This window comes from Xanthomonas sp. NCPPB 1754 (assembly GCF_041475725.2).
GTDB classification, from domain to species: Bacteria; Pseudomonadota; Gammaproteobacteria; order Xanthomonadales; family Xanthomonadaceae; genus Xanthomonas; species Xanthomonas euvesicatoria.
The window spans coordinates 2,599,385-2,617,354 of the sequence record NZ_CM192982.1; the positions used below are offsets into that span (position 1 = coordinate 2,599,385).

Below are 17,970 nucleotides of genomic sequence, written 5' to 3' on the forward strand. Positions count from 1 at the left end.
TAAACGAATTCTTCCCGCACGTCCCTCCCCCGAAAGAGGTGGTGGTGCTTCCCCCGATCCCGCCCGACAATGATGCGATGCCGCATGCGTCCGTCATCCATTCGCTTTGCTTGTCGCGCTTGCGCGCGGCAGCGGTGGTGGCGCTGTGGTGGCTACTCCTGCTCTGTCGTCCTGCCTGCGCAGCCAGCATCGCCGCGACTCGCGACGGGCTGCTGCAGTTCCACCACACGGCCTGGAGCATCGAGCGCGGTGCGCCGGCCGACATCTGGGACATCCAGCAAGCCGATGGCGGCGCGCTGTGGCTGGCGACTGGCTTCGGGCTGTTCAAGTTCGACGGCGAACACTTCACCCGGCAGGCAGCGCCGGAGGGCGAAGCCTATGCATCGCACAACATGACCGCACTGTCGCTGACCACCGACGACGGCGCGTGGATCGGCTATTTCAATGCCGGCATCGATCGCCTGGCCGACGGCCATCTCACCCATTTCGTCCCCGGCAAGGATGTGCCGGATGGGATGGTCTTCCGCATCGAGCGCGATGGCAGCGGCCGTCTGTGGGCCGCCATCGATGGCGGGCTGTGCTGGTTTGACGGACAACGCTGGCATCGCGCCGGTGCCGACTGGGGCTACCCGGAATCCAGCGCGCAATGGCTGCTGCGCGATCGCCGCGGCATCTTGTGGGTGAGCGATGGCAGCCGCATCCTGTCGCTGCAACCGGGTGCACGACGCTTCGAATCCAGTGGCCAGCAGGTCGGGCACTTCACCACCATGGCCGAGCACCCGGGCGGCGCGATCTGGGTCGCCGATCCGCACCGCGGCGTGTTCGCGCTCACCGATGCGCATGGCGTGGTGTTACCCGCCGTGGCACGCAACCGGCTGCAGTTTCCCGGCTTGTTCGCGCACCGCATCCGTTTCATGCGCGATGGCGCGCTGTGGGGCAGCGACTACATCGCAGGCGGGGTGTTCCGTGTCGCCCAACCCACATCGCCGGCGCCGGTGCTCGAACGCTATGGCCCGCTGCAGGGTCTGACCTCCTCCACTGCCGGCCCGCTGCTGGAAGACCACGAAGGCAACCTCTGGGCCGGCACCAATCTGGGGCTCAACCGCTTCCGCCATCGGGCCCTGCTGCCGCTGGCGGCATTGCTGCCCGGCCAGACCACGGCGGTGGCGGTCTTTGCAACCGTCGCCACGCCAAGTGCACCGGTGTTGCTGGCGGTCCTGCGCGACGAGCGCCAGCTGGCATTGACGCGGACCGGCATCCAGGCCCTGCAACGCGGCGCGCCTGTCGGCGTGCTCCAGGTGCCGTCCAACGCCAACGGCTGGTTGCTCGGCGACAACCGCCTGCTGCGCCTGCACGCAGGCCGCACTCACTCCCTGCCCCTGCCGCAGGATGCGCGCACCGGATCGATCCGCGCGTTTGCCGTCGATGCCCAGGGCTCGCCCTGGGCGTGTCCCGATGCCAGCGGCCCGCAGCGCTGGGACGGCCATCGCTGGCAGCCGATTGCGAGCTTGCAGGACCAACCCTGTTCGGTCCTGGTGGCCGCGCCCGATGGCGCGCTGTGGGTAGGCAGCGTCACAGGCGAGCTCAGCGTGCTGCGTGGCGGGCAGGTGCAGCACTACACCGCCAACAACGGCTTGTCGGTCGGCCCGATCACCGCCATTTGGCGCAGCGCAGCCCTCACCCTGGTGGCCGGCGAAAGCGGGCTGGCAGTGCTCGGCAGCGATGGCCGCTTCCAGCAGGTGGCCGATCAGGCCAATCCGGTGTTGCAGGGCATCACCGGCATCGCGCGCGACCGTCACGACACCTTCTGGTTGAACGGCAATCGTGGCGTCGTGCAAATCGGCCGGCAGGCATTGCTGCGCAGCCTGCGCAACGGCCTGGTCAGCCCCACGCTGCGCCTGTACGACATCATGGATGGCCTGCCCGGCGTCGCCCAGCAGGCCACCCCGGTGCCGACCGCGATCGCCGCGGCCGATGGCCTGCTCTGGTTCACCACCAACCAGGGCCTGGCCTGGCTCGACCCCGAGCGAACCTATCGCAACCCGACCGCGCCGAAGGTCTTCATCACCGAGGTGGTTGCCAACGACCGGCCTTACCCGCGTCAGGACGGCCTGCACCTGCCCAAGTGGACCGACCGTCTGCGCATCGGCTACGACGCCATCAGCCTCACCCGCCCGGAGCGCGTGCGGTTCCGCTACCGGCTGGAGGGGGTGGATGCACGCTGGCAGGACGCCGGCAACCGCAACGAGGCCTTCTATACCAACCTTGCACCGGGGCGTTACCGCTTCCGTATTGCGGCCGCCAACAACGACGGCCTGTGGAATGCACGCGGCGACACCCTGGCCTTCGTCATCGAACCGGCCTTCATCCAGACCTGGCAGTTCAAGGCCTGCTGCGCGCTGGCGTCGCTACTGGCGCTGGGCGTTGCCTGGCGCATGCGGACCCGGCAGGTGGCCGGGCGCCTGCGCGCGCGTCTGGAAGAGCGCTACCGCGAACGCGAACGCATCGCCCGCGAATTGCACGACACCTTGCTGCAGGGCACCCAGGGGCTGATCCTGCGGCTGCATACTGCCAGCCGCTCGCTTCCCTGGAACGATCCGCGCCGGCTGGAGCTGGAACAGGCGGTGGATCTGGCCGAAAACGCGCTTGCCGAAGGCCGCGACCGCGTCAACGGCTTGCGCGACAGCCAGTCCCTGCACGAAGACCTGGCCGCCGCCCTGCAACGGGCGCGCAACGCCACCATGCCGCCGCCAACGGCCGCACTGCAGGTCTGCGTCGAAGGCCGGCCCATGCGCCTGCGTCCCTTGGTGGCCGACGAGCTGTTCCAACTCGGGCGCGAAGCGCTCGCCAATGCCGACCGGCACGCCAACGCCACCGCCATCGCGCTGGAACTGCGTTACGGTTCTCGTGACTTCACGCTGCGCATCCGCGACGATGGCCGCGGCCTGGACCCGGACGTGCTGCACGGCCACGCCCGCACCGGGCACTGGGGCCTGACCGGCATGCAGGAACGCGCGCAGCGCATCGGCGCCAAGATGCAGCTGTGGTCGCGTCCCGGCAGCGGCACCGAAATCCAGATCACCCTGGCCGCCCGTGCCGCCTACCTGCGCGCCAAGCGGTGGTGGTGGCCATTTCACACCGCACGACCCACGGAGAGTTCCAATGGCTGAGATGGCCCGACCAACCGGGGTGCTGGTGGTAGACGACCATCCGCTGCTGCGCGATGGGCTCAGTGCCATGCTCGCCGCCGAGCACGACATGCGCGTGGTCGGCGAAGCGGAAGACGGCGAGCAGGCAGTAGCCTGCTACATCCGCCTGCGCCCGGACGTGGTGTTGATGGATCTGCAGATGCCACGCGTGGACGGGGTCGAGGCCATCCAGCGCATCCGCCAGGTCGACTCCGCCGCCAAGGTCATCGTGCTGACCACCTATACCGGCGACGTGCGCGCGGTGCGCGCCCTGCAGGCAGGCGCCTGCGGCTACCTGCTCAAGAGCGCGCTGCGCCGCGAGCTGGTCGACACCATCCGCGACGTGCGCCGCGGCCAGCGCCGGCACGTGCCGGCCTCGGTTGCCGAAAACATCGCCGCCCATGTGCTCGACGATGCCCTGTCCGCGCGCGAGACCGAAGTGCTGAACCTGGTCGCCACCGGCTGCTCCAACAAGCAGATCGGCAGTGCCTTGAGCATCTCCGAAGAAACCGTCAAGGCCCATATGAAGAACATCCTGGGCAAGCTCGGCGTGCGCGATCGCACCCATGCGGTCACCGTCGCGCTGCGGCGGGGGATCCTGTCGCTGGAGACCTGAGCGGCGGCTCGCCCATCCTGGGCCCAGCCAGCGGCGGCTTTTGCTACGCGGTCGACCATTCTTGAACGCGAGGCGACACGCGCGATAGCTCCGCACGCTCAAACCGATCGGCTTACGCTATCGTATGCACCGCCAAGCGGCATGGGGGCCGCTTCAGCATCTGGTTCGGCAGCCGATAACGGCTACGTCCAACCGCCGCACTGCGCTGCGGCGGCACTCGACTCACTCATTTAAACGCGTTCAGGGGAATTGCGATGCTTCGTCACTCTTTGCGGGTGCGCCTGCTGTTGCCGGTGCTGGCCTTGGTGCTGGTTGTGGTGGTGGCACTGACGGTCATTCTGGCCATTACCGAAGCGAACCGGGTCAAGTTCGAAGCCGGCGACGCGATCGAACGCCAGTCGGTGTCCTTGCAGACCTTGTTCGCGGTCACCCGCGCGATGATGCTCGACCGCGTCAATTCCTCCATGCGCCAGCTGCGCAGGGAAGCCAACAAGGAAGGCGCTCCCAGCGTTGGCGGCGACGTCCGCGTTGCCGATCGTAGCGCCAATGACCTGCTGCTGGGCCAGCGCTCGCAGGCAAATGCCTTCACCTTGGTGGACGAGGTCACCGCCATCCACGAAGGTACCGCAACGCTGTTCTCGCGTACCGGCGACGACTTCGTGCGTATCTCCACCAACGTCAAGAAGGACGACGGCAGCCGCGCCATCGGCACCGTGCTCGATCCGAACGGCCAGGCCGCTGCCAAGCTGCGTAACGGGGAAAGCTTCTACGGCGTGGTCGATATTCTCGGCAACCCGTACGTCACCGGCTACGAGCCGATCTTTGCCGGCAACGACAAGCGCGTGATCGGTGCGTGGTACGTCGGTTACAAGGCAGACACCCAGGCGCTGGAAAACGTGGTCAGCAGCCGTCGCGTGCTCGACTCCGGCTTCATTGCCGTGTTCGACAGCAAGAACAAGCTGCGCTTCCAGTCCACCACCGGCGCCACCACCGATACCGCCACCATCGAGCGTATCGTCAAGGACACCCCGGATGATTGGGTCGTCACCAAGGAACAGGTACCCGATTGGGGCTTCACCCTGGTCTCGGCCTATCCCAAAAGCGACGTCAATGGCGTGATTGTGCGCCAGTCGCTGTGGATCGCCGGCATCGGTCTGCTGGTCTGCGCCTTGTTGCTCGGCCTGCAGTGGGCCTTGATCTGGAGCCGCGTGTTGCGCCCGATCCAGCACTTGACCACCGTGGCCGAAGAGCTGAGCCTGGGCAAGTGGAACCACACCATCGCAGAGGTCAACCTCAAAGATGAAATCGGTACGCTGGCGCGCGCCATCTCCCGCTTGTCCAACAGCGTCCGGTTGGCCATGGAGCGCCTCAGCAAACGCTGAGTCGCTGTCACCCATTCCGTACCTGATGCTGCAAGGAAGACGCCATGTCCACTGAATTCCGTCCGCTGATCGAGATCCTGCGCGAGCTCAAAGCGCTGGCATTGAAGAAGGCGTCCGGCTTTCTGTTCATCGTCACCGAGGAAAACCACTCCTGCATCGTCCGCATCAACAGCGGGCAGATCGAAGAAGTGGTGTTCCGCATGCTGCGCAATGACGAGGCGGTGCAACGCCTCACCATGGTCAACGCGGCCAAGGCGCGCTTCCAGGCCGACCCCGGGGCGGGCCTGGGCAAACCCTCGCTGTTGAGCGACGACTCGCGGCAGTGGTTGATGGGCGGTTTTGAACAGGATCTCGGCGGCGCACCGTCGCCGGTGCGTGCGCCGGTTGCCCCGACACCGGCACCTGCCGCAGCTGTCGCAAGCGCGAGTGCGGCGCCGGTCGCCGGTGGCGACAACGCCGGGCCCGACGAGCGCGTTCGCAGTGCACTGGAATCGGTCGCATTGAACTACCTCGGCCCGATCGCCGGCATGCTGTGCGATGAAGCCTGGGACGCCTCCAGCGACATCGAGCAGGTGCTCAGCCAGCTCGCCGCCAACCTGGCGACACCCCAGGAAGCACAGAAGTTCATGGCCGACGCCCGCGTGGCATTGGCTAAGGTTCGCTGAGGAGCATCTCAGTTCGGCTCCTGCATCAAGGCCGCGCACTGCGCGGCTTTTTTTTGGGCGCGGCAAGGGCGCCGGCCATGCGTTGCAACATCAAGCCACGTCGAGGCAGGCCGAACATCGGCTATGCGTTGCTGGTCTGCGAAGCGTGCGCAGTGGCCAGCGTGACGATAGATCATGGCATCCGACCCAGGCTCGGCATGTCGGCCATCCATCAGCAAGCGCGCAGCTCATGCAGATCGCAATGCGCCACGAAGCGCTGCAGATTGCCCGACAGACGTTTTTGCCGGTGCTGGATCCGGTAAAAGCGCCGGGTCAGCCGCGGCAAGGTGGTCTGCAGAATCACCAGCCTGCCCAGCGTCACCAGGTCCTGCACCGCGCACAGCGATAGGCAGGCCAGTCCCAGTCCTTCTGCCGCCGCCTGCTTGATCGCCTCGGTGCTGCCCGGCTGCAGATCGCTGTGCAGATGATGCAGGTGCGGCAGTAAGACCCGTTCTACCGCCTCGCGCGTGCCGGAGCCGGGCTCGCGAAGCAGCCAGTGCGCCTGTCGCAAGGCCTTCAACGGAACCCGTGCCTGCATGGCGGCCTGCGCCAATGCATGCGTCGGTGCCGCCACGATCACCAGCTCGTCCTGTCGCCAAGGCACGACCTGGAGGTCTGCCTCATGGCACGGGCCTTCGATCAAGCCGATATCCACCTCCAACCGGCTCACCGCGGCGGCCACCTCGCGTGTGTTGCCGATGACCACGTCCACCGCCGCGCCCGGCCACGCGCTTCGATAGCTGGCAATCAGCGACGGCAACACATAGTTGCCGATGGTGGTGCTGGCCCCCACGCGAAGGCGCGTGAGCAACGGCGCAGCCGCGGCAGCGGCACTCCCAAGGCCGAACTGGCCTTCGATCTGCTGCACGCCATCGAGCACTGCCCTGGCCTGCGGCAGCAATGCACGGCCATTGTCGTTGAGCATTAAACGCTTGCCGATGCGGTCGAACAGCTGCGCGCCGAGCAGGCTCTCCAGTTCATTGAGCGCACCGCTGGTAGCCGACTGCGACAGCGCCACACGCTCTGCGGCCGCAGTAGTGCTGCCGGTATCGGCCACGGCCGTGAAGATCAGGAGCTGCCGCAGGGTCAGGCGCATGGAGCTATCGATTACCTGTTTTATCGCTAGGTTATAACGAAATTATCCGTTTGTTGGATAGTTCCGGGCAGTCCACAGTGCGCTCCTGCCTGCCGCGCGTTGCGATGAAACCACCATGTACAGCACACCTGCCCCACCCAACCTTTTGCAAGGCCATGCCGCTGGGGCCACCCGGCGCCTGCGCCAGTTGGTGCCCGGTCTTGCATTGACGGGCCTGCTGGCTGGCGCGTCGATGCAGCTGGGCAAGATCGGCGGGCTGCAGGCCAACGGCGTCAGCGCGCTGACCCTGGCCATCCTGCTCGGCATGCTGGCCGGCAACACGTTCTATCCGCGCCTGGCTGCGAACGCCGACCCGGGCGTGCGTTTTTCCAAGGCTACCCTGCTGCGGCTGGGCATCGTCCTGTACGGCCTGCGCCTGACCTTCCAGGACATCGGCAACGTCGGCTGGACTGGTGTTGCCATCGACGCGGCGGTGCTGTGCAGTACCTTCGGCCTTGCCTGTTTCGTTGGCATGCGCGTGTTCGGCCTGGACCGCACCACGGCGATGCTGATCGGTGCGGGTAGCTCGATCTGCGGTGCAGCCGCCGTGATGGCCGCCGAACCCGTCGTCCGCGGCCGCGCCGAACAGGTGATGGTCGCGGTGGCCACGGTGGTGGTGTTCGGCACGCTGGCGATGTTCCTGTACCCGGTGCTGTATCACCTGGTCGCGCACTCCCGCGGGTTCGCCCTGTCGCCGGCGGCATACGGCGTCTTTGCCGGTTCCACCATCCATGAAGTGGCACAGGTGGTCGCTGCGGGTCGCGCCATTGGCGAGCAGGCCGCAAATACCGCAGTGATCGCCAAGATGGTGCGGGTGATGCTGCTGGCGCCGTTTCTTATCGCCCTGTCGGCCTATCTTTCTCGAACCAGGGGACAGCACGCAGATCCCTCAAAGTGCGATGGCGGTACCGACCAGAACGCGCGCACGCAGCCCGGCAGCGTCGTGATGCCCTGGTTCGCGCTTGGGTTCATCGCGGTTGCTGGACTCAACTCGCTGGCGTTGCTGCCACCGACGCTGGTGCACCAGGCGATCGACATCGATACCGTCCTGCTGGCGATGGCCATGGCCGGCCTGGGATTGACGACGCACGTCTCGGCCATCCGCAAGGCCGGCATCAGGCCGCTGGCGCTTGCAGCCATTCTGTTTGCATGGCTGGTTTGCGGCGGCTTTGCCCTCAATGTGGGCATCACCGCAATGTTCCACTGACGTGGAATTCGTGATGGGTGCATCCCATCACGGCATGTGGATCTCACCCCCGCGGAATCAGCCAGCCGCTCGCCAACCTGCAGATTGATGCGCCGCAAAACGACAGGGGCGCAATCGCGTGCATCATCTTGCGACCCGCCCCGGGTCAGCCAGCCGTTGCTTCCGTTCCGGAGGACGTCGCCATGCCAACCACCGAGCTGTTCGACACCACGGCGATCCAAGCCGGCGCGCGCCTGCGCTATTGGAAAGACCTGGTAAGAACGGCCTTCGACAACATGGAGATCGAGCCGGCATCGCAACGCTTCTGCGCGCGCATGCAGAGGCGAGGCTTCGGTTCGATGCACCTGACCACCGTCGAGTCGACTCCCGTGGCGATCGATTCCAGGCGCAGCAGCAACTACGATGGCGTCTACCTGATGCGCAACGAGCATGGCAGCTGCGACGTCTATCAGCATGGCCGGCAGGCGCGTTTGCAAGCCGGCGAACTGGTCGTGTTGCGCGCGCGCGATCCGTATCGCATCGAATGCAGCCGCGATCACCGCACACGCGTGCTCTACCTGCCCGGCACCGATCTGGCCGATCAGTTGGCTGCGCAGAGCGCCACCGCTTATCGCGGCGAACAGTTCCAGTTGCTCGGCAATTTCATCGCGCATCTCGATCACCTCGGCGCCGGGCAGCACGTTTCGACGCTGCTGACCACCGCCTGTGCCCTATTGGCGCTGACCTGGCCTGCGGCTGCCGGCACGCATTCGGGAAGGAGCACCGCGCTCACCTGGCAGGCGCGCCTGCGCCAGCATGTGCATCAGCATCTCGCCGATCCGGGGCTTGGTGCGCAGAGCATCGCCCAGCATTTCGGCATCACGCCCCGCTATGTGCAACTGCTGTTCGCTGCCGCGCACACCTCCCTCGGTGCGTATGTGCTCGAACAGCGCCTGCAGTGGGTGGCCGAGCGCCTGCGCGATCCGGTCGCCGCGCCCATCGGCGAGATCGCGCTGGAGGCAGGCTTCAGCGACGTCTCGCATTTCTGCCGCTGCTTCCGCAAACGCTTCGGCAGCAGCGCACGTGCCTACCGCAACGGCGCAAACGCCGGTTAGCGTGCAGCGCTGGATGCCGATTTCGCTCCTGGTCAAGTTTGCTTCGTCGCTCGCCAAGCGCTGCCGCCGTCGCGCTCTCTAAGCTGCGCGTGCCCATGTCGGGTACGAACCACCAGCCGGAGGCGGCACCGCATGAATGCCTTGAGTCGCATCAGCAGCGATATCGATCTGTTTACCGACGACGCGTTGCACGACCCCTACCCGCTCTATGCCGAACTGCGCAATCTCGGGCCTGCCGCCTACCTGCGCACCTATGACCTCTACTACCTGGGCCGCTACGAGCAGGTGCGCAAGGCGCTGATGGATTGGCAGACATTTTCGTCCGCGCAGGGCGCCGGGCTCAATCCGGTCATCAACAAGCAGTGGGAACACGCGCTGATCTGCGTCGATCCGCCCATGCACGGTGGCACCCGCAAGCTGTTCACCGAACGTCTCGGTCCACGCCATCTGCAGCACGTCCAAGACACCATCCATCAACGCGCCGACGAACTGGCAAGAAGCCTGCAGCAGCGCGAGCAGTTCGATGGCGTACGCGACGTCGCCCACGATCTGCCGGTCAATGTCATTTTCGATCTGATCGGATGGCCGGAAGAAGCGCGCGGCGAACTGGCGGCGCTGGCCGCCGGCTGCTTCGATGCCTGTGGCCCGGACTCCTTACGCATGCGCGCGGCCCTGCCACGCCTTGAAGCGATGCGGGCGTTCGTCGCCGACACCTACGACCGCGATCGGCTTACGCCCGGTGGCTTCGGTTCCACGGTCGCCGCCGCCGGCAAGCGCGGCGAGATCCCGCGCGAAGCGGCCATCGGCCTGATGGAGGGCTATGTCATCGCCGCCTTCGACACCACGATCAATGCCATCAGCAATGGGCTATGGCAGTTCGCGCAACATCCCGAGCAGTGGGAAAGGTTGCGCCAGGATCCGGGCAAGGCATCTGCCGCCTTCCAGGAAATCGTCCGCATCGACGGCCCGCTGCAGCACCTCTCGCGCGTGACTACCCGCCAGGTCGATCTGGGCGAAGGTGTCGTGCTTCCCGCAGGCGCGCGGGTGATCGTGAGCTATGCCTCGGCCAATCGCGACGAACGCCATTATCCGGAACCGGACCGCTTCGACATCGAGCGCAATCCCGTCGATCACCTGGGATTTGGGCTGGCGACGCACAATTGCGCAGGCCAGGCGCTCGCCAAGCTGGAAGGGATGGCCACATTCGCAGCGTTGGCCCGCTACATCGACCACTTCACGCTGACCGGGCCGGTGCAACGCATTCCCAACAGCATCACCCGTGGGCTGTCGCATCTGCCCATGCGCGCGTACTAGGAAGCGACCATGCCCACCATCACCTATATCGAACCGAGCGGCGAGACCGTGGCGGTCGACCTCGCGCCGGGATGGACCCTGATGCAAGGGGCCATGCATCACGGCATCGATGGCATCGAAGCGCAGTGCGGCGGCTCCTGTGCGTGCGCCACCTGCCATTGCTACGTGGAGGCCGGCGGCCAGGACCTGCCACTGCTAGACATGGAGGCCGGCATGCTCGACAGCGTGGCGGCCGAACGGCGCAGCAACAGCCGCCTGGCGTGCCAGCTCGTACCGACATCGGACATGACCGTACGCTTTCCGGATCGGCAGACATGAGCCTGCGCACGGCAGGTGCGCGATGAGCGGCATGGTCATCGTCGGTGCGGGTCAGGCGGGCCTGCAGACCGCCGAATCCCTGCGCAGCGGCGGCTATACGGGCTCCATCGTCTTATTGGGGGACGAGCCCTGCGCGCCCTATCACCGTCCACCGCTTTCCAAGGGGTTTCTGCTGGGCGAGGTGAGCGACACCCAGCTGTACATTCGCGCACCCGAGGCCTTGAACCGCAAGGGCATCCAGTGGCATGCCAGCGCCCGGGTGATGCGCATCGAACACGCCACCCGCACGCTGCACCTGGATGACGGCAGCACCCTGGGCTACACAGGGCTGTGTCTTGCCACCGGCGCACGCGCCCGCCGGCTGGAGGTCCCAGGCGCCGGGCTCGGCCATGTCTGCATGTTGCGCGACATGGCCGACACTCGCGCGCTTGCCGCGATCCTGCCGCACACCTCGCAGGTGGTGGTGATCGGTGGCGGCTTCATCGGGCTGGAATTCGCCTCCATCGCCAGGCGGCTCGGCAAGCAGGTCGTTGTGCTGGAGGCGGCCGATCGGCTGATGGCGCGCGTCGTCAGCCCGCAACTGGCGGACTTCTTCCTTCGCCTGCATCGAGACAACGGCGCGACCATCGAACTGGGCAGCAACGTCAGCGCATTGAGCGGCAATCGCGGCGTGGTGACTGCCGTCCACACCGCGGACGGGCGCGTGTTCCCGGCAGACCTGGTCGTCGTCGGGATCGGCGTCATCCCCAACGGCGAACTGGCCCAGCAGGCCGGATTGGCTTGCGATCGCGGGGCATTGATCGTGGACGCGTGCGCACGCAGTAGCAGCCCCGGCATCGTCGGTGCCGGCGACTGCACGGTGCGGCAGCGTGCAGGCAGCGGTTTGCTGCGGCTGGAGTCGGTCCAGAATGCAATCGAACAAGCCAAATCCGCTGCCGCCTCACTGCTGGGCGAGCATCGCCCCTACCCTGCGTTGCCCTGGTTCTGGTCGGAGCAGTACGAGGTCAGGCTGCAAATGGCCGGCTTTGCCGCAGGCCACACGCAGGCGGTGGTGCGCGGCGACCTGGCGACCAGCACGTTCTCCCTCTTCTACTACGTCGATGGCGAACTCTGCGCCGTGGACTCGATCAATCGGCCACAGGATCATCTGGCGGCCCGCAAGCTGCTCGAACTGGGACGCTCGCCGACGCCGCAGCAAGCCGCCGACCCCAACTTCGCGTTGACCAGCCTCATCCCCGCCTAGCAATGCGGCTGGTCGATCCGGCTCGAGCCCGCGCGCCTGCGCTTCGGCGGTGCGGCTGCACGCGCGCCTTGCGTTCAAGACCGCACTGCAGCGGCTTGGCGCCCCCTGTCAATGCATGGGTCTGCATGCCTGCCCGCAGATGGCAACCGAGCAGTATTACGGGCTGTCTGGCCTGGTCGAGGGCTGCAGCAGAAGCCGGAGCAGAGGATTCGGGAAACGTCGCGACATGGTCACCGCATGGAAGGTCTCCACGATGTCCGGCAATTGATCGCCTTCCATCAACGCGCCAGCGGCGATCTCGTCCTTGACCACGATCGGCGGAAGAACCGCCAGGCCGATGTCCTCGCGGGCAAGCAGTCGCATCATCGCCATGTCCTCCACTTCCGCCACGATCTGCGGCCGCACGCCCAGCCGGTCGGCCAATGCGTCGAAGCCGATGCGCACGCTGCTATCCACCGTCGGCAGGATGATGGGGTGGCTGCGAAGGCGGTCGGCGAAGCTGGCCGCATGGCCCAGGCGATCCGGCGTCCCCACCAGGCTGACCGGGTACTCCGCGAGCCGGTGAGTGACGAAGGGGGACAGCGCGTCGCCGGCAGGTGCCCGATTCAGCAGCACCACGTCGAGATTGAGCGCCTCCAGTGCGCGCAGCAGTTCACCCGCGCTGCCCGAACGCAGGATGAGGTCGATGTCGGTGCGGCCCAGCAGCGGCCGCAGGAATTCCATCTGGAAGTTGCGCGACAGCGTGGCAAGCGAGCCGACCCGCAGCGCCTGCCGCGCCGCACCTGTCTGCCGCAGCGTGCCGAGCAGCTCATCGCCGGTGGCAAAAATCGCATCGGCATGGTCGAGCGCGATCTGCCCGGCCTCGGTCAGATGCAGTTGTCGCCCGCGGCGTTCGAACAGCGCATGGCCCAGGCGCTCCTCCAGCTTGCGGATTTGCACCGAAAGCGCCGACTGGGTGAGGTTGAGACGCTCGGCAGTACGGGTGAGATTGCCGTCGTGCGCGACCGCCCAGAAGTAGCGCAGATGGTTGTAGTTCAAGGCGGCCATATCGTTCGATAATAACGAACGAATCCGCAAGAACAATGAATTTTTATCCAACCCCACCGATCGCTATCGTGGCGCGGCCCGCCACCACGTTCGTTCTTAGGGGATTGCCTTGTCGCTCTATCTACTCCCACTGTTCGCACCACTCCTGTTGCTGACCGCCGCTGTCGTCGCCTTGGGGCGCGGCGGTCGGCCTCCACTGAAGATTCCCCTCCTCGCCGAAGGCGCCGCGCTCGGCGCGCTCTGCATCGCGATCGCATCGCTGGCGCTGGTGCTCTTGCGAGGCACCGGCGCCAGCCCGCTGATCGGATGGGGCGATATCGGCCTGTCCGCGCGGCTGGACGCGGTCAGCGTGACGATGCTCCTGCTGGTGGCCTTCGTTGGCTGGATCGTGGTGCGGTACGCGCGCACCTATCTCGACGGCGAGGCACGCCAGGGCTATTTCACCGGCTGGCTGTGCATGGCGCTGGCAGCGGTGCTGCTGCTGGTGCAGGCCGGCAACCTGGTCCAGGTCGTCATCGCCTGGATCGCCACCAGCATCGCGATGCATCGCCTGCTGCTGTTCTACCCCGAGCGCGTCGAGGCGCAGCGCGCCGCACGCAAGAAGCGCGTGTTCTCCACCACCGGCGGTATCGCCCTGACCTGCGGCGCGGTGCTGATCTGGAAAAGCATGGGCACGACCGATATCGCCGCGATCAATGCGCTGGCCGCGCGCGGGCAGCACTCCTGGGCGCTGGTCGCGGCGGCCGCCCTGATCGCACTCGCGGCGGTGCTGAAATCGGCGCAATTCCCGACCCACGGCTGGCTCACCGAGATGATGGAAGCGCCCACGCCGGTATCGGCCTTGCTGCACGCCGGCGTGGTCAACGGCGGCGGCTTTTTGCTGATCCGCTTTGCCGACCTGATGCTCGCCGCCCCCGGCGTGCTCGCCGTGCTGGCCATGCTGGGCGGGTTCACCGCCTTGTTCGGTGCACTGGTGATGCTGACCCAGCCGGCGGTCAAGACCTCGCTGGCCTGGTCGACGGTCGCGCAGATGGGATTCATGATGCTCCAGTGCGGTCTGGCGCTGTTCCCGCTGGCCCTGCTGCACATCGTGGCGCACTCGCTCTACAAGGCGCACGCGTTCCTGGCCTCCGGCCGAGCGGTCGAGCAGGTGGCGGCCATCCGCCGGCCCGGGCCGGTCGCCGTTCCGAACGGGTCGGCGGTCGGCCGCGCATTTTTGATCGCACTGGCGATCTATATCGGCATCGGCACTGCCTTCGGGTTCACCTTCGGCTTCGAGCACAAGTCGCCACAGGCGCTGGCACTGGGCGCGATCCTGATCTTTGGTGTCGCCTACCTGCTGGCCCAGGGCCTTGCCGATGCCGCGCCACGCCCTCTTACCCGCAGGACGGCGATCTACGCCAGTGCCGCAGCGATCGGCTACTTCGCGCTGCAGACCGCTGCCGAATGGCTGACGGCCGGCGTGCTGCCAGGCACGCCCGCACCGGGGCGGCTGGAATGGACGCTGATGACGCTTGCGGTACTGAGCTTCGGGCTGGTGGCGGTGGCGCAGGCGCTGTTCCCGCTCTGGGCCTCGCACCCCGCGGCTGCCGGGCTCCGCGTCCACCTCTCCAATGGGCTGTATGCCAACGCCACGATCGATCGCCTGCTCGGCGGCTGGTCCATTCGCAAGACCTCCTGAACCCCTTCACCCCAGGCCCCCACGCTGATGACCACCACGCCCACCGCCATGCCTGTGTCCCTGTCCCACGATGTGATCATCGCCGCCGCCCAACGTGCGGCACGCGCCATCCCGCCGCTGTGGCCGCTCGCCTCCAGCGTTGCGGTCAACCCCTTCCTCGGCCAGGCCAGCGAGCCGTTGGAAATGGCGGGGGCGCGACTGCGGCGCGCGTCCGGTATCGCGATCACCATGCCGCGGTCCTGGTATGCAGAGCGGCTACAGTCCGGCCAGATCGCCGAGCAGGATCTGCAAGCCGCCTTGCAGAACGCGCCGGCAGCCCTGCGGCCGCCGAACTTGCCCGCACTGAAACAGACGGTCCAAGCCGCACGCCCTGCCCCGCAGGCGCTCCCCACGGTCGCCGAGCTGGCCCGCGACGCGGATGCGGTCGACTGGCCCGGCATCGTCAACGAGCGCATCGGTCACTGGGCAGCCGGCTATTTCGACCAGGGCCAGGCGCTCTGGGCGGTCGGCCAGTCCGGTGGCGCCTACAGCACCTGGCGGATCATCGCGACCCACGATCTGACTCCGGAAATCGCCGGCCTGGCAGGTTTCGCACGGTATGTGGCGGAGGCGCCAGCCAATGCCGAAGACGCCATCGGCGACTGCGTCGCTCGCCTGGGACTTTCGCAGGACGCACTGGACGGTTATTTCCACCGCTTGCTGACCACGTTGGGCGGCTGGGGCCAGCTCGCCCGGTATCGGCTCTGGCAGGCAGAGTTGAGCGGCGCAACCGATGCATGCGTCACCGATCTGCTCGCCATCCGCCTGCTCTGGGAAGCCGCGCTGCTGGGCAACGGCGCCTGCACGCTGGTGCCTGGCTGGCAGAGGGCCGTTGCCGCCTACGCCGAGCCGGTCGCTGCAACGTCGGACGATGTCATCGACAGCATCCTGCAGGAAGCGGCCGAACGTGCCGCGCAGCGCAAGCTCAACGCCGTGCTGGCCGCGCCATCGCCGGCCCAGGTCGCATCTGGGCGTGTGAAGCTGCAAATGGCGTTCTGCATCGATGTGCGCTCGGAAGTCTTCCGCCGGGCGCTGGAAAGCCTCGATTCGGGCATCCAGACCCTCGGGTTTGCAGGGTTTTTCGGCTTGGGCATCGGGCATCGCCGGTTTGCCTCGGACGTGGTCGAAGCGCGCCTGCCCGTATTGCTCACGCCAGGTGTGACCACCTGCGCGGGAGATGCAACGTCGTCGGCAGCCGCCTCCGACCTCAGCGCACGGATCGCGGCACGTGCCAAGCGCGCCTGGGGCCGCTTCAAGCTGGCGGCCATTTCCTCGTTCGCCTTCGTCGAGGCCACCGGCCCGATCTACGTTGCCAAGCTGCTGCGCGACGGGCTGGCGCTGGCCCGCCCGCATGCACCGGACGAGCCAGCGCCACGCCCTGCCGACGGGCTGGACCTGGAGACCCGGCTGACCATGGCCACGCGCATCCTCAAGGCGATGTCGTTCACCGGCGGCTTCGCCCGGCTGGTGGTACTCGCCGGCCATGGTGCGAAAGTGGTCAACAACCCTCATGCGAGCGCGCTGCACTGCGGCGCATGCGGCGGCTATTCGGGCGAAGTGAACGCGCGGTTGCTCGCCTCGCTGCTCAACGATAGCCAGGTGCGCGCCGGTCTTGCCGCACGCGGCATCGTCATTCCCGCCGACACGTTATTCCTGGCTGCACTGCACGACACCACGACCGATGCGGTCACCCTCTACACCGCCGATCACCCTTCGCCCGGGCATGCCGACGATCTCGCCCAAGCGAGGCAGTGGCTGGCCGCAGCCGGGGCGCTGGCGCGCGGGGAACGTGCCGTGCGCCTGCCCCGCGCGCATCGCAGCCAGGACATCGCACATCGTGCCCGCGACTGGGCCGAGATTCGCCCCGAATGGGCACTTGCCGGCTGCCAGGCCTTCATCGCCGCAACGCGCTCGCGCACTGCCGGGCGCGATCTGGCCGGACGCGCCTTCCTCCACGACTACGACTGGCGCTACGACGACGGCTTCGGCGTGCTGGAGTTGATCCTGACCGCACCGGTCGTCGTCGCCAGCTGGATCAGCCTGCAGTACTACGGATCCACCGTCGCGCCCGAGAGTCTTGGTGCCGGCAACAAGCTGCTGCACAACGTCACCGGCGGCATCGGTGTGGTCGAGGGCAACGGCGGGATCCTGCGCACCGGGTTGCCGTGGCAATCGGTGCATGACGGCCAACGCCTGACCCACGAGCCGCTGCGGCTCTCCGTGCTGATCGAAGCACCGCCCGAAGCGATCGCCACCATCCTCGAACGCCACCCGCAGGTCCGCGCCCTGTTCGACAATCGCTGGCTGCACCTGTTCGCCCTGGACGACGAAGGCCGCATGGCGCAGCGCTATGCAGGCGACCTGCGTTGGGAGCAGAACGCCAGCGGCGCACGCAGCTGCGATCACTCCGTGCCGATGCTTGCATGACACACACTCGCCTACCCCGCCACCGGACCGGAGGCGGGAGGGCAGGAAGTGGATTTTCTCCAAGCCAACGAAAACCCCGCCGGATCGGATCAACACCTTGGAATGATGGGTTGTCCGCCGGCAATGGCCGAAAGCAGCTGAGTTCGTTCAACCCCATCCTCGGCAGAGCTCCGAATCCACATCCTTGAAGAAGTGGCCGTGATGGGCATAGGCCTCTGCCGTCAGCAGCACAGGTCTTGCATTCGTGGGAGATACAGCGAGCCGGCCGGGCAGCGACAGGCTAACGTCAGTGTCTCGTACCACGGCAGCTTTCAATATTCGCTTGGCAGACGGCACGCGTGAGATTGTTGCGGGTGCACTCACCAGCATCTCCGTCTACCGACAGGATGGGAACGCCGTGTCCGGCGCCCCTGCGCATCCCTGCGTGGTCAGCAGGCTGCCGAAGCGGAGCAGCGAGAAGGCGTCGAACAGGGTCCATGCCTGGCCGGTGGATGATGAAATGCGTCGCTTCGATAATGGATTGGAGAGGGCTGCCGCTCGATAATGTGATCTCCCCGTGTCCTGCGATCCTCTTC

Annotated in this window: 13 protein-coding genes; 11 read left to right on the forward strand and 2 right to left on the reverse strand. The window is 66.7% G+C overall.

From position 1 onward, the window contains the following. The first annotated feature begins 77 nt into the window (after window positions 1-77). The 4 genes from ACCQ15_RS11440 to ACCQ15_RS11455 all read left to right on the forward strand — a co-directional run bounded on the left by ACCQ15_RS11440 (window position 78) and on the right by ACCQ15_RS11455 (window position 5,851). The gene (locus ACCQ15_RS11440; protein ID WP_372380583.1) at window positions 78-3,170 is read left to right on the forward strand and encodes a sensor histidine kinase; all 3,093 of its coding nucleotides are present in this window, start codon (window positions 78-80) and stop codon (window positions 3,168-3,170) included. Continuing rightward, window positions 3,163-3,804: a response regulator gene (locus tag ACCQ15_RS11445; protein ID WP_008577924.1), complete on the forward strand. Its 642-nt coding sequence runs from the start codon at window positions 3,163-3,165 to the stop codon at window positions 3,802-3,804. Before ACCQ15_RS11440 ends, ACCQ15_RS11445 begins: the two co-directional genes overlap by 8 nt. Window positions 3,805-4,058: 254 nt before the next feature. Further along, the gene (locus tag ACCQ15_RS11450; RefSeq protein WP_029819529.1) at window positions 4,059-5,186 is read left to right on the forward strand and encodes a Cache 3/Cache 2 fusion domain-containing protein; all 1,128 of its coding nucleotides are present in this window, start codon (window positions 4,059-4,061) and stop codon (window positions 5,184-5,186) included. A 44-nt stretch (window positions 5,187-5,230) separates the two neighbouring features. After that, window positions 5,231-5,851, forward strand: a complete 621-nt coding sequence (locus ACCQ15_RS11455; protein WP_031422913.1) for a DUF8082 domain-containing protein — start codon at window positions 5,231-5,233, stop codon at window positions 5,849-5,851. Window positions 5,852-6,062: 211 nt separating this feature from the next. On the opposite strand, the gene ACCQ15_RS11460 is transcribed toward ACCQ15_RS11455, so the two are convergent. Further along, the gene (locus ACCQ15_RS11460) at window positions 6,063-6,986 is read right to left on the reverse strand and encodes a LysR family transcriptional regulator (protein ID WP_209261572.1); all 924 of its coding nucleotides are present in this window, start codon (window positions 6,984-6,986) and stop codon (window positions 6,063-6,065) included. A gap of 115 nt (window positions 6,987-7,101) precedes the next feature. Between ACCQ15_RS11460 and ACCQ15_RS11465 the strand changes: the two genes are divergently transcribed. From ACCQ15_RS11465 to ACCQ15_RS11485, 5 genes are all read left to right on the forward strand, one after another. Beyond that, entirely contained in the window at window positions 7,102-8,232 is a 1,131-nt protein-coding gene (locus ACCQ15_RS11465; protein ID WP_031422916.1) for a YeiH family protein, read from the forward strand. 182 nt (window positions 8,233-8,414) lie between these two features. Then, a complete protein-coding gene (locus ACCQ15_RS11470) occupies window positions 8,415-9,326 on the forward strand; it encodes a helix-turn-helix domain-containing protein (protein ID WP_122272920.1) in 912 nt (303 codons plus the stop codon). 132 nt (window positions 9,327-9,458) lie between these two features. Next, window positions 9,459-10,640, forward strand: coding sequence for a cytochrome P450 (locus tag ACCQ15_RS11475; protein ID WP_104613819.1), 1,182 nt, complete (start codon window positions 9,459-9,461; stop codon window positions 10,638-10,640). A 9-nt stretch (window positions 10,641-10,649) separates the two neighbouring features. Next, entirely contained in the window at window positions 10,650-10,958 is a 309-nt protein-coding gene (locus ACCQ15_RS11480) for a 2Fe-2S iron-sulfur cluster-binding protein (protein WP_008577916.1), read from the forward strand. 22 nt (window positions 10,959-10,980) lie between these two features. Then, window positions 10,981-12,201, forward strand: a complete 1,221-nt coding sequence (locus tag ACCQ15_RS11485; protein ID WP_065628013.1) for an NAD(P)/FAD-dependent oxidoreductase — start codon at window positions 10,981-10,983, stop codon at window positions 12,199-12,201. A gap of 156 nt (window positions 12,202-12,357) precedes the next feature. On the opposite strand, the gene ACCQ15_RS11490 is transcribed toward ACCQ15_RS11485, so the two are convergent. Next, entirely contained in the window at window positions 12,358-13,248 is an 891-nt protein-coding gene (locus ACCQ15_RS11490) for a LysR family transcriptional regulator (protein ID WP_057682188.1), read from the reverse strand. A 109-nt stretch (window positions 13,249-13,357) separates the two neighbouring features. Between ACCQ15_RS11490 and ACCQ15_RS11495 the strand changes: the two genes are divergently transcribed. Together ACCQ15_RS11495 and ACCQ15_RS11500 are read left to right on the forward strand one after the other, a co-directional pair. Beyond that, entirely contained in the window at window positions 13,358-14,929 is a 1,572-nt protein-coding gene (locus tag ACCQ15_RS11495) for a proton-conducting transporter transmembrane domain-containing protein (RefSeq protein WP_372380584.1), read from the forward strand. 27 nt (window positions 14,930-14,956) lie between these two features. After that, on the forward strand, window positions 14,957-17,395 hold the full coding sequence (locus ACCQ15_RS11500; protein WP_506187837.1) for a YbcC family protein: 2,439 nt from the start codon (window positions 14,957-14,959) through the stop codon (window positions 17,393-17,395). Window positions 17,396-17,970: the final 575 nt, after the last annotated feature.

What these genes read in the sequence shown, in the direction of transcription:
- ACCQ15_RS11440 (WP_372380583.1), top strand. Translation starts at nt 78, where the DNA reads ATGCCGCATGCGTCCGTCATCCATTCGCTTTGCTTGTCGCGCTTGCGC.
- ACCQ15_RS11445 (WP_008577924.1), top strand. Translation starts at nt 3,163, where the DNA reads ATGGCTGAGATGGCCCGACCAACCGGGGTGCTGGTGGTAGACGACCAT.
- ACCQ15_RS11450 (WP_029819529.1), top strand. Translation starts at nt 4,059, where the DNA reads ATGCTTCGTCACTCTTTGCGGGTGCGCCTGCTGTTGCCGGTGCTGGCC.
- ACCQ15_RS11455 (WP_031422913.1), top strand. Translation starts at nt 5,231, where the DNA reads ATGTCCACTGAATTCCGTCCGCTGATCGAGATCCTGCGCGAGCTCAAA.
- ACCQ15_RS11460 (WP_209261572.1), bottom strand. Translation starts at nt 6,986, where the DNA reads ATGCGCCTGACCCTGCGGCAGCTCCTGATCTTCACGGCCGTGGCCGAT.
- ACCQ15_RS11465 (WP_031422916.1), top strand. Translation starts at nt 7,102, where the DNA reads ATGTACAGCACACCTGCCCCACCCAACCTTTTGCAAGGCCATGCCGCT.
- ACCQ15_RS11470 (WP_122272920.1), top strand. Translation starts at nt 8,415, where the DNA reads ATGCCAACCACCGAGCTGTTCGACACCACGGCGATCCAAGCCGGCGCG.
- ACCQ15_RS11475 (WP_104613819.1), top strand. Translation starts at nt 9,459, where the DNA reads ATGAATGCCTTGAGTCGCATCAGCAGCGATATCGATCTGTTTACCGAC.
- ACCQ15_RS11480 (WP_008577916.1), top strand. Translation starts at nt 10,650, where the DNA reads ATGCCCACCATCACCTATATCGAACCGAGCGGCGAGACCGTGGCGGTC.
- ACCQ15_RS11485 (WP_065628013.1), top strand. Translation starts at nt 10,981, where the DNA reads ATGAGCGGCATGGTCATCGTCGGTGCGGGTCAGGCGGGCCTGCAGACC.
- ACCQ15_RS11490 (WP_057682188.1), bottom strand. Translation starts at nt 13,248, where the DNA reads ATGGCCGCCTTGAACTACAACCATCTGCGCTACTTCTGGGCGGTCGCG.
- ACCQ15_RS11500 (WP_506187837.1), top strand. Translation starts at nt 14,957, where the DNA reads ATGACCACCACGCCCACCGCCATGCCTGTGTCCCTGTCCCACGATGTG.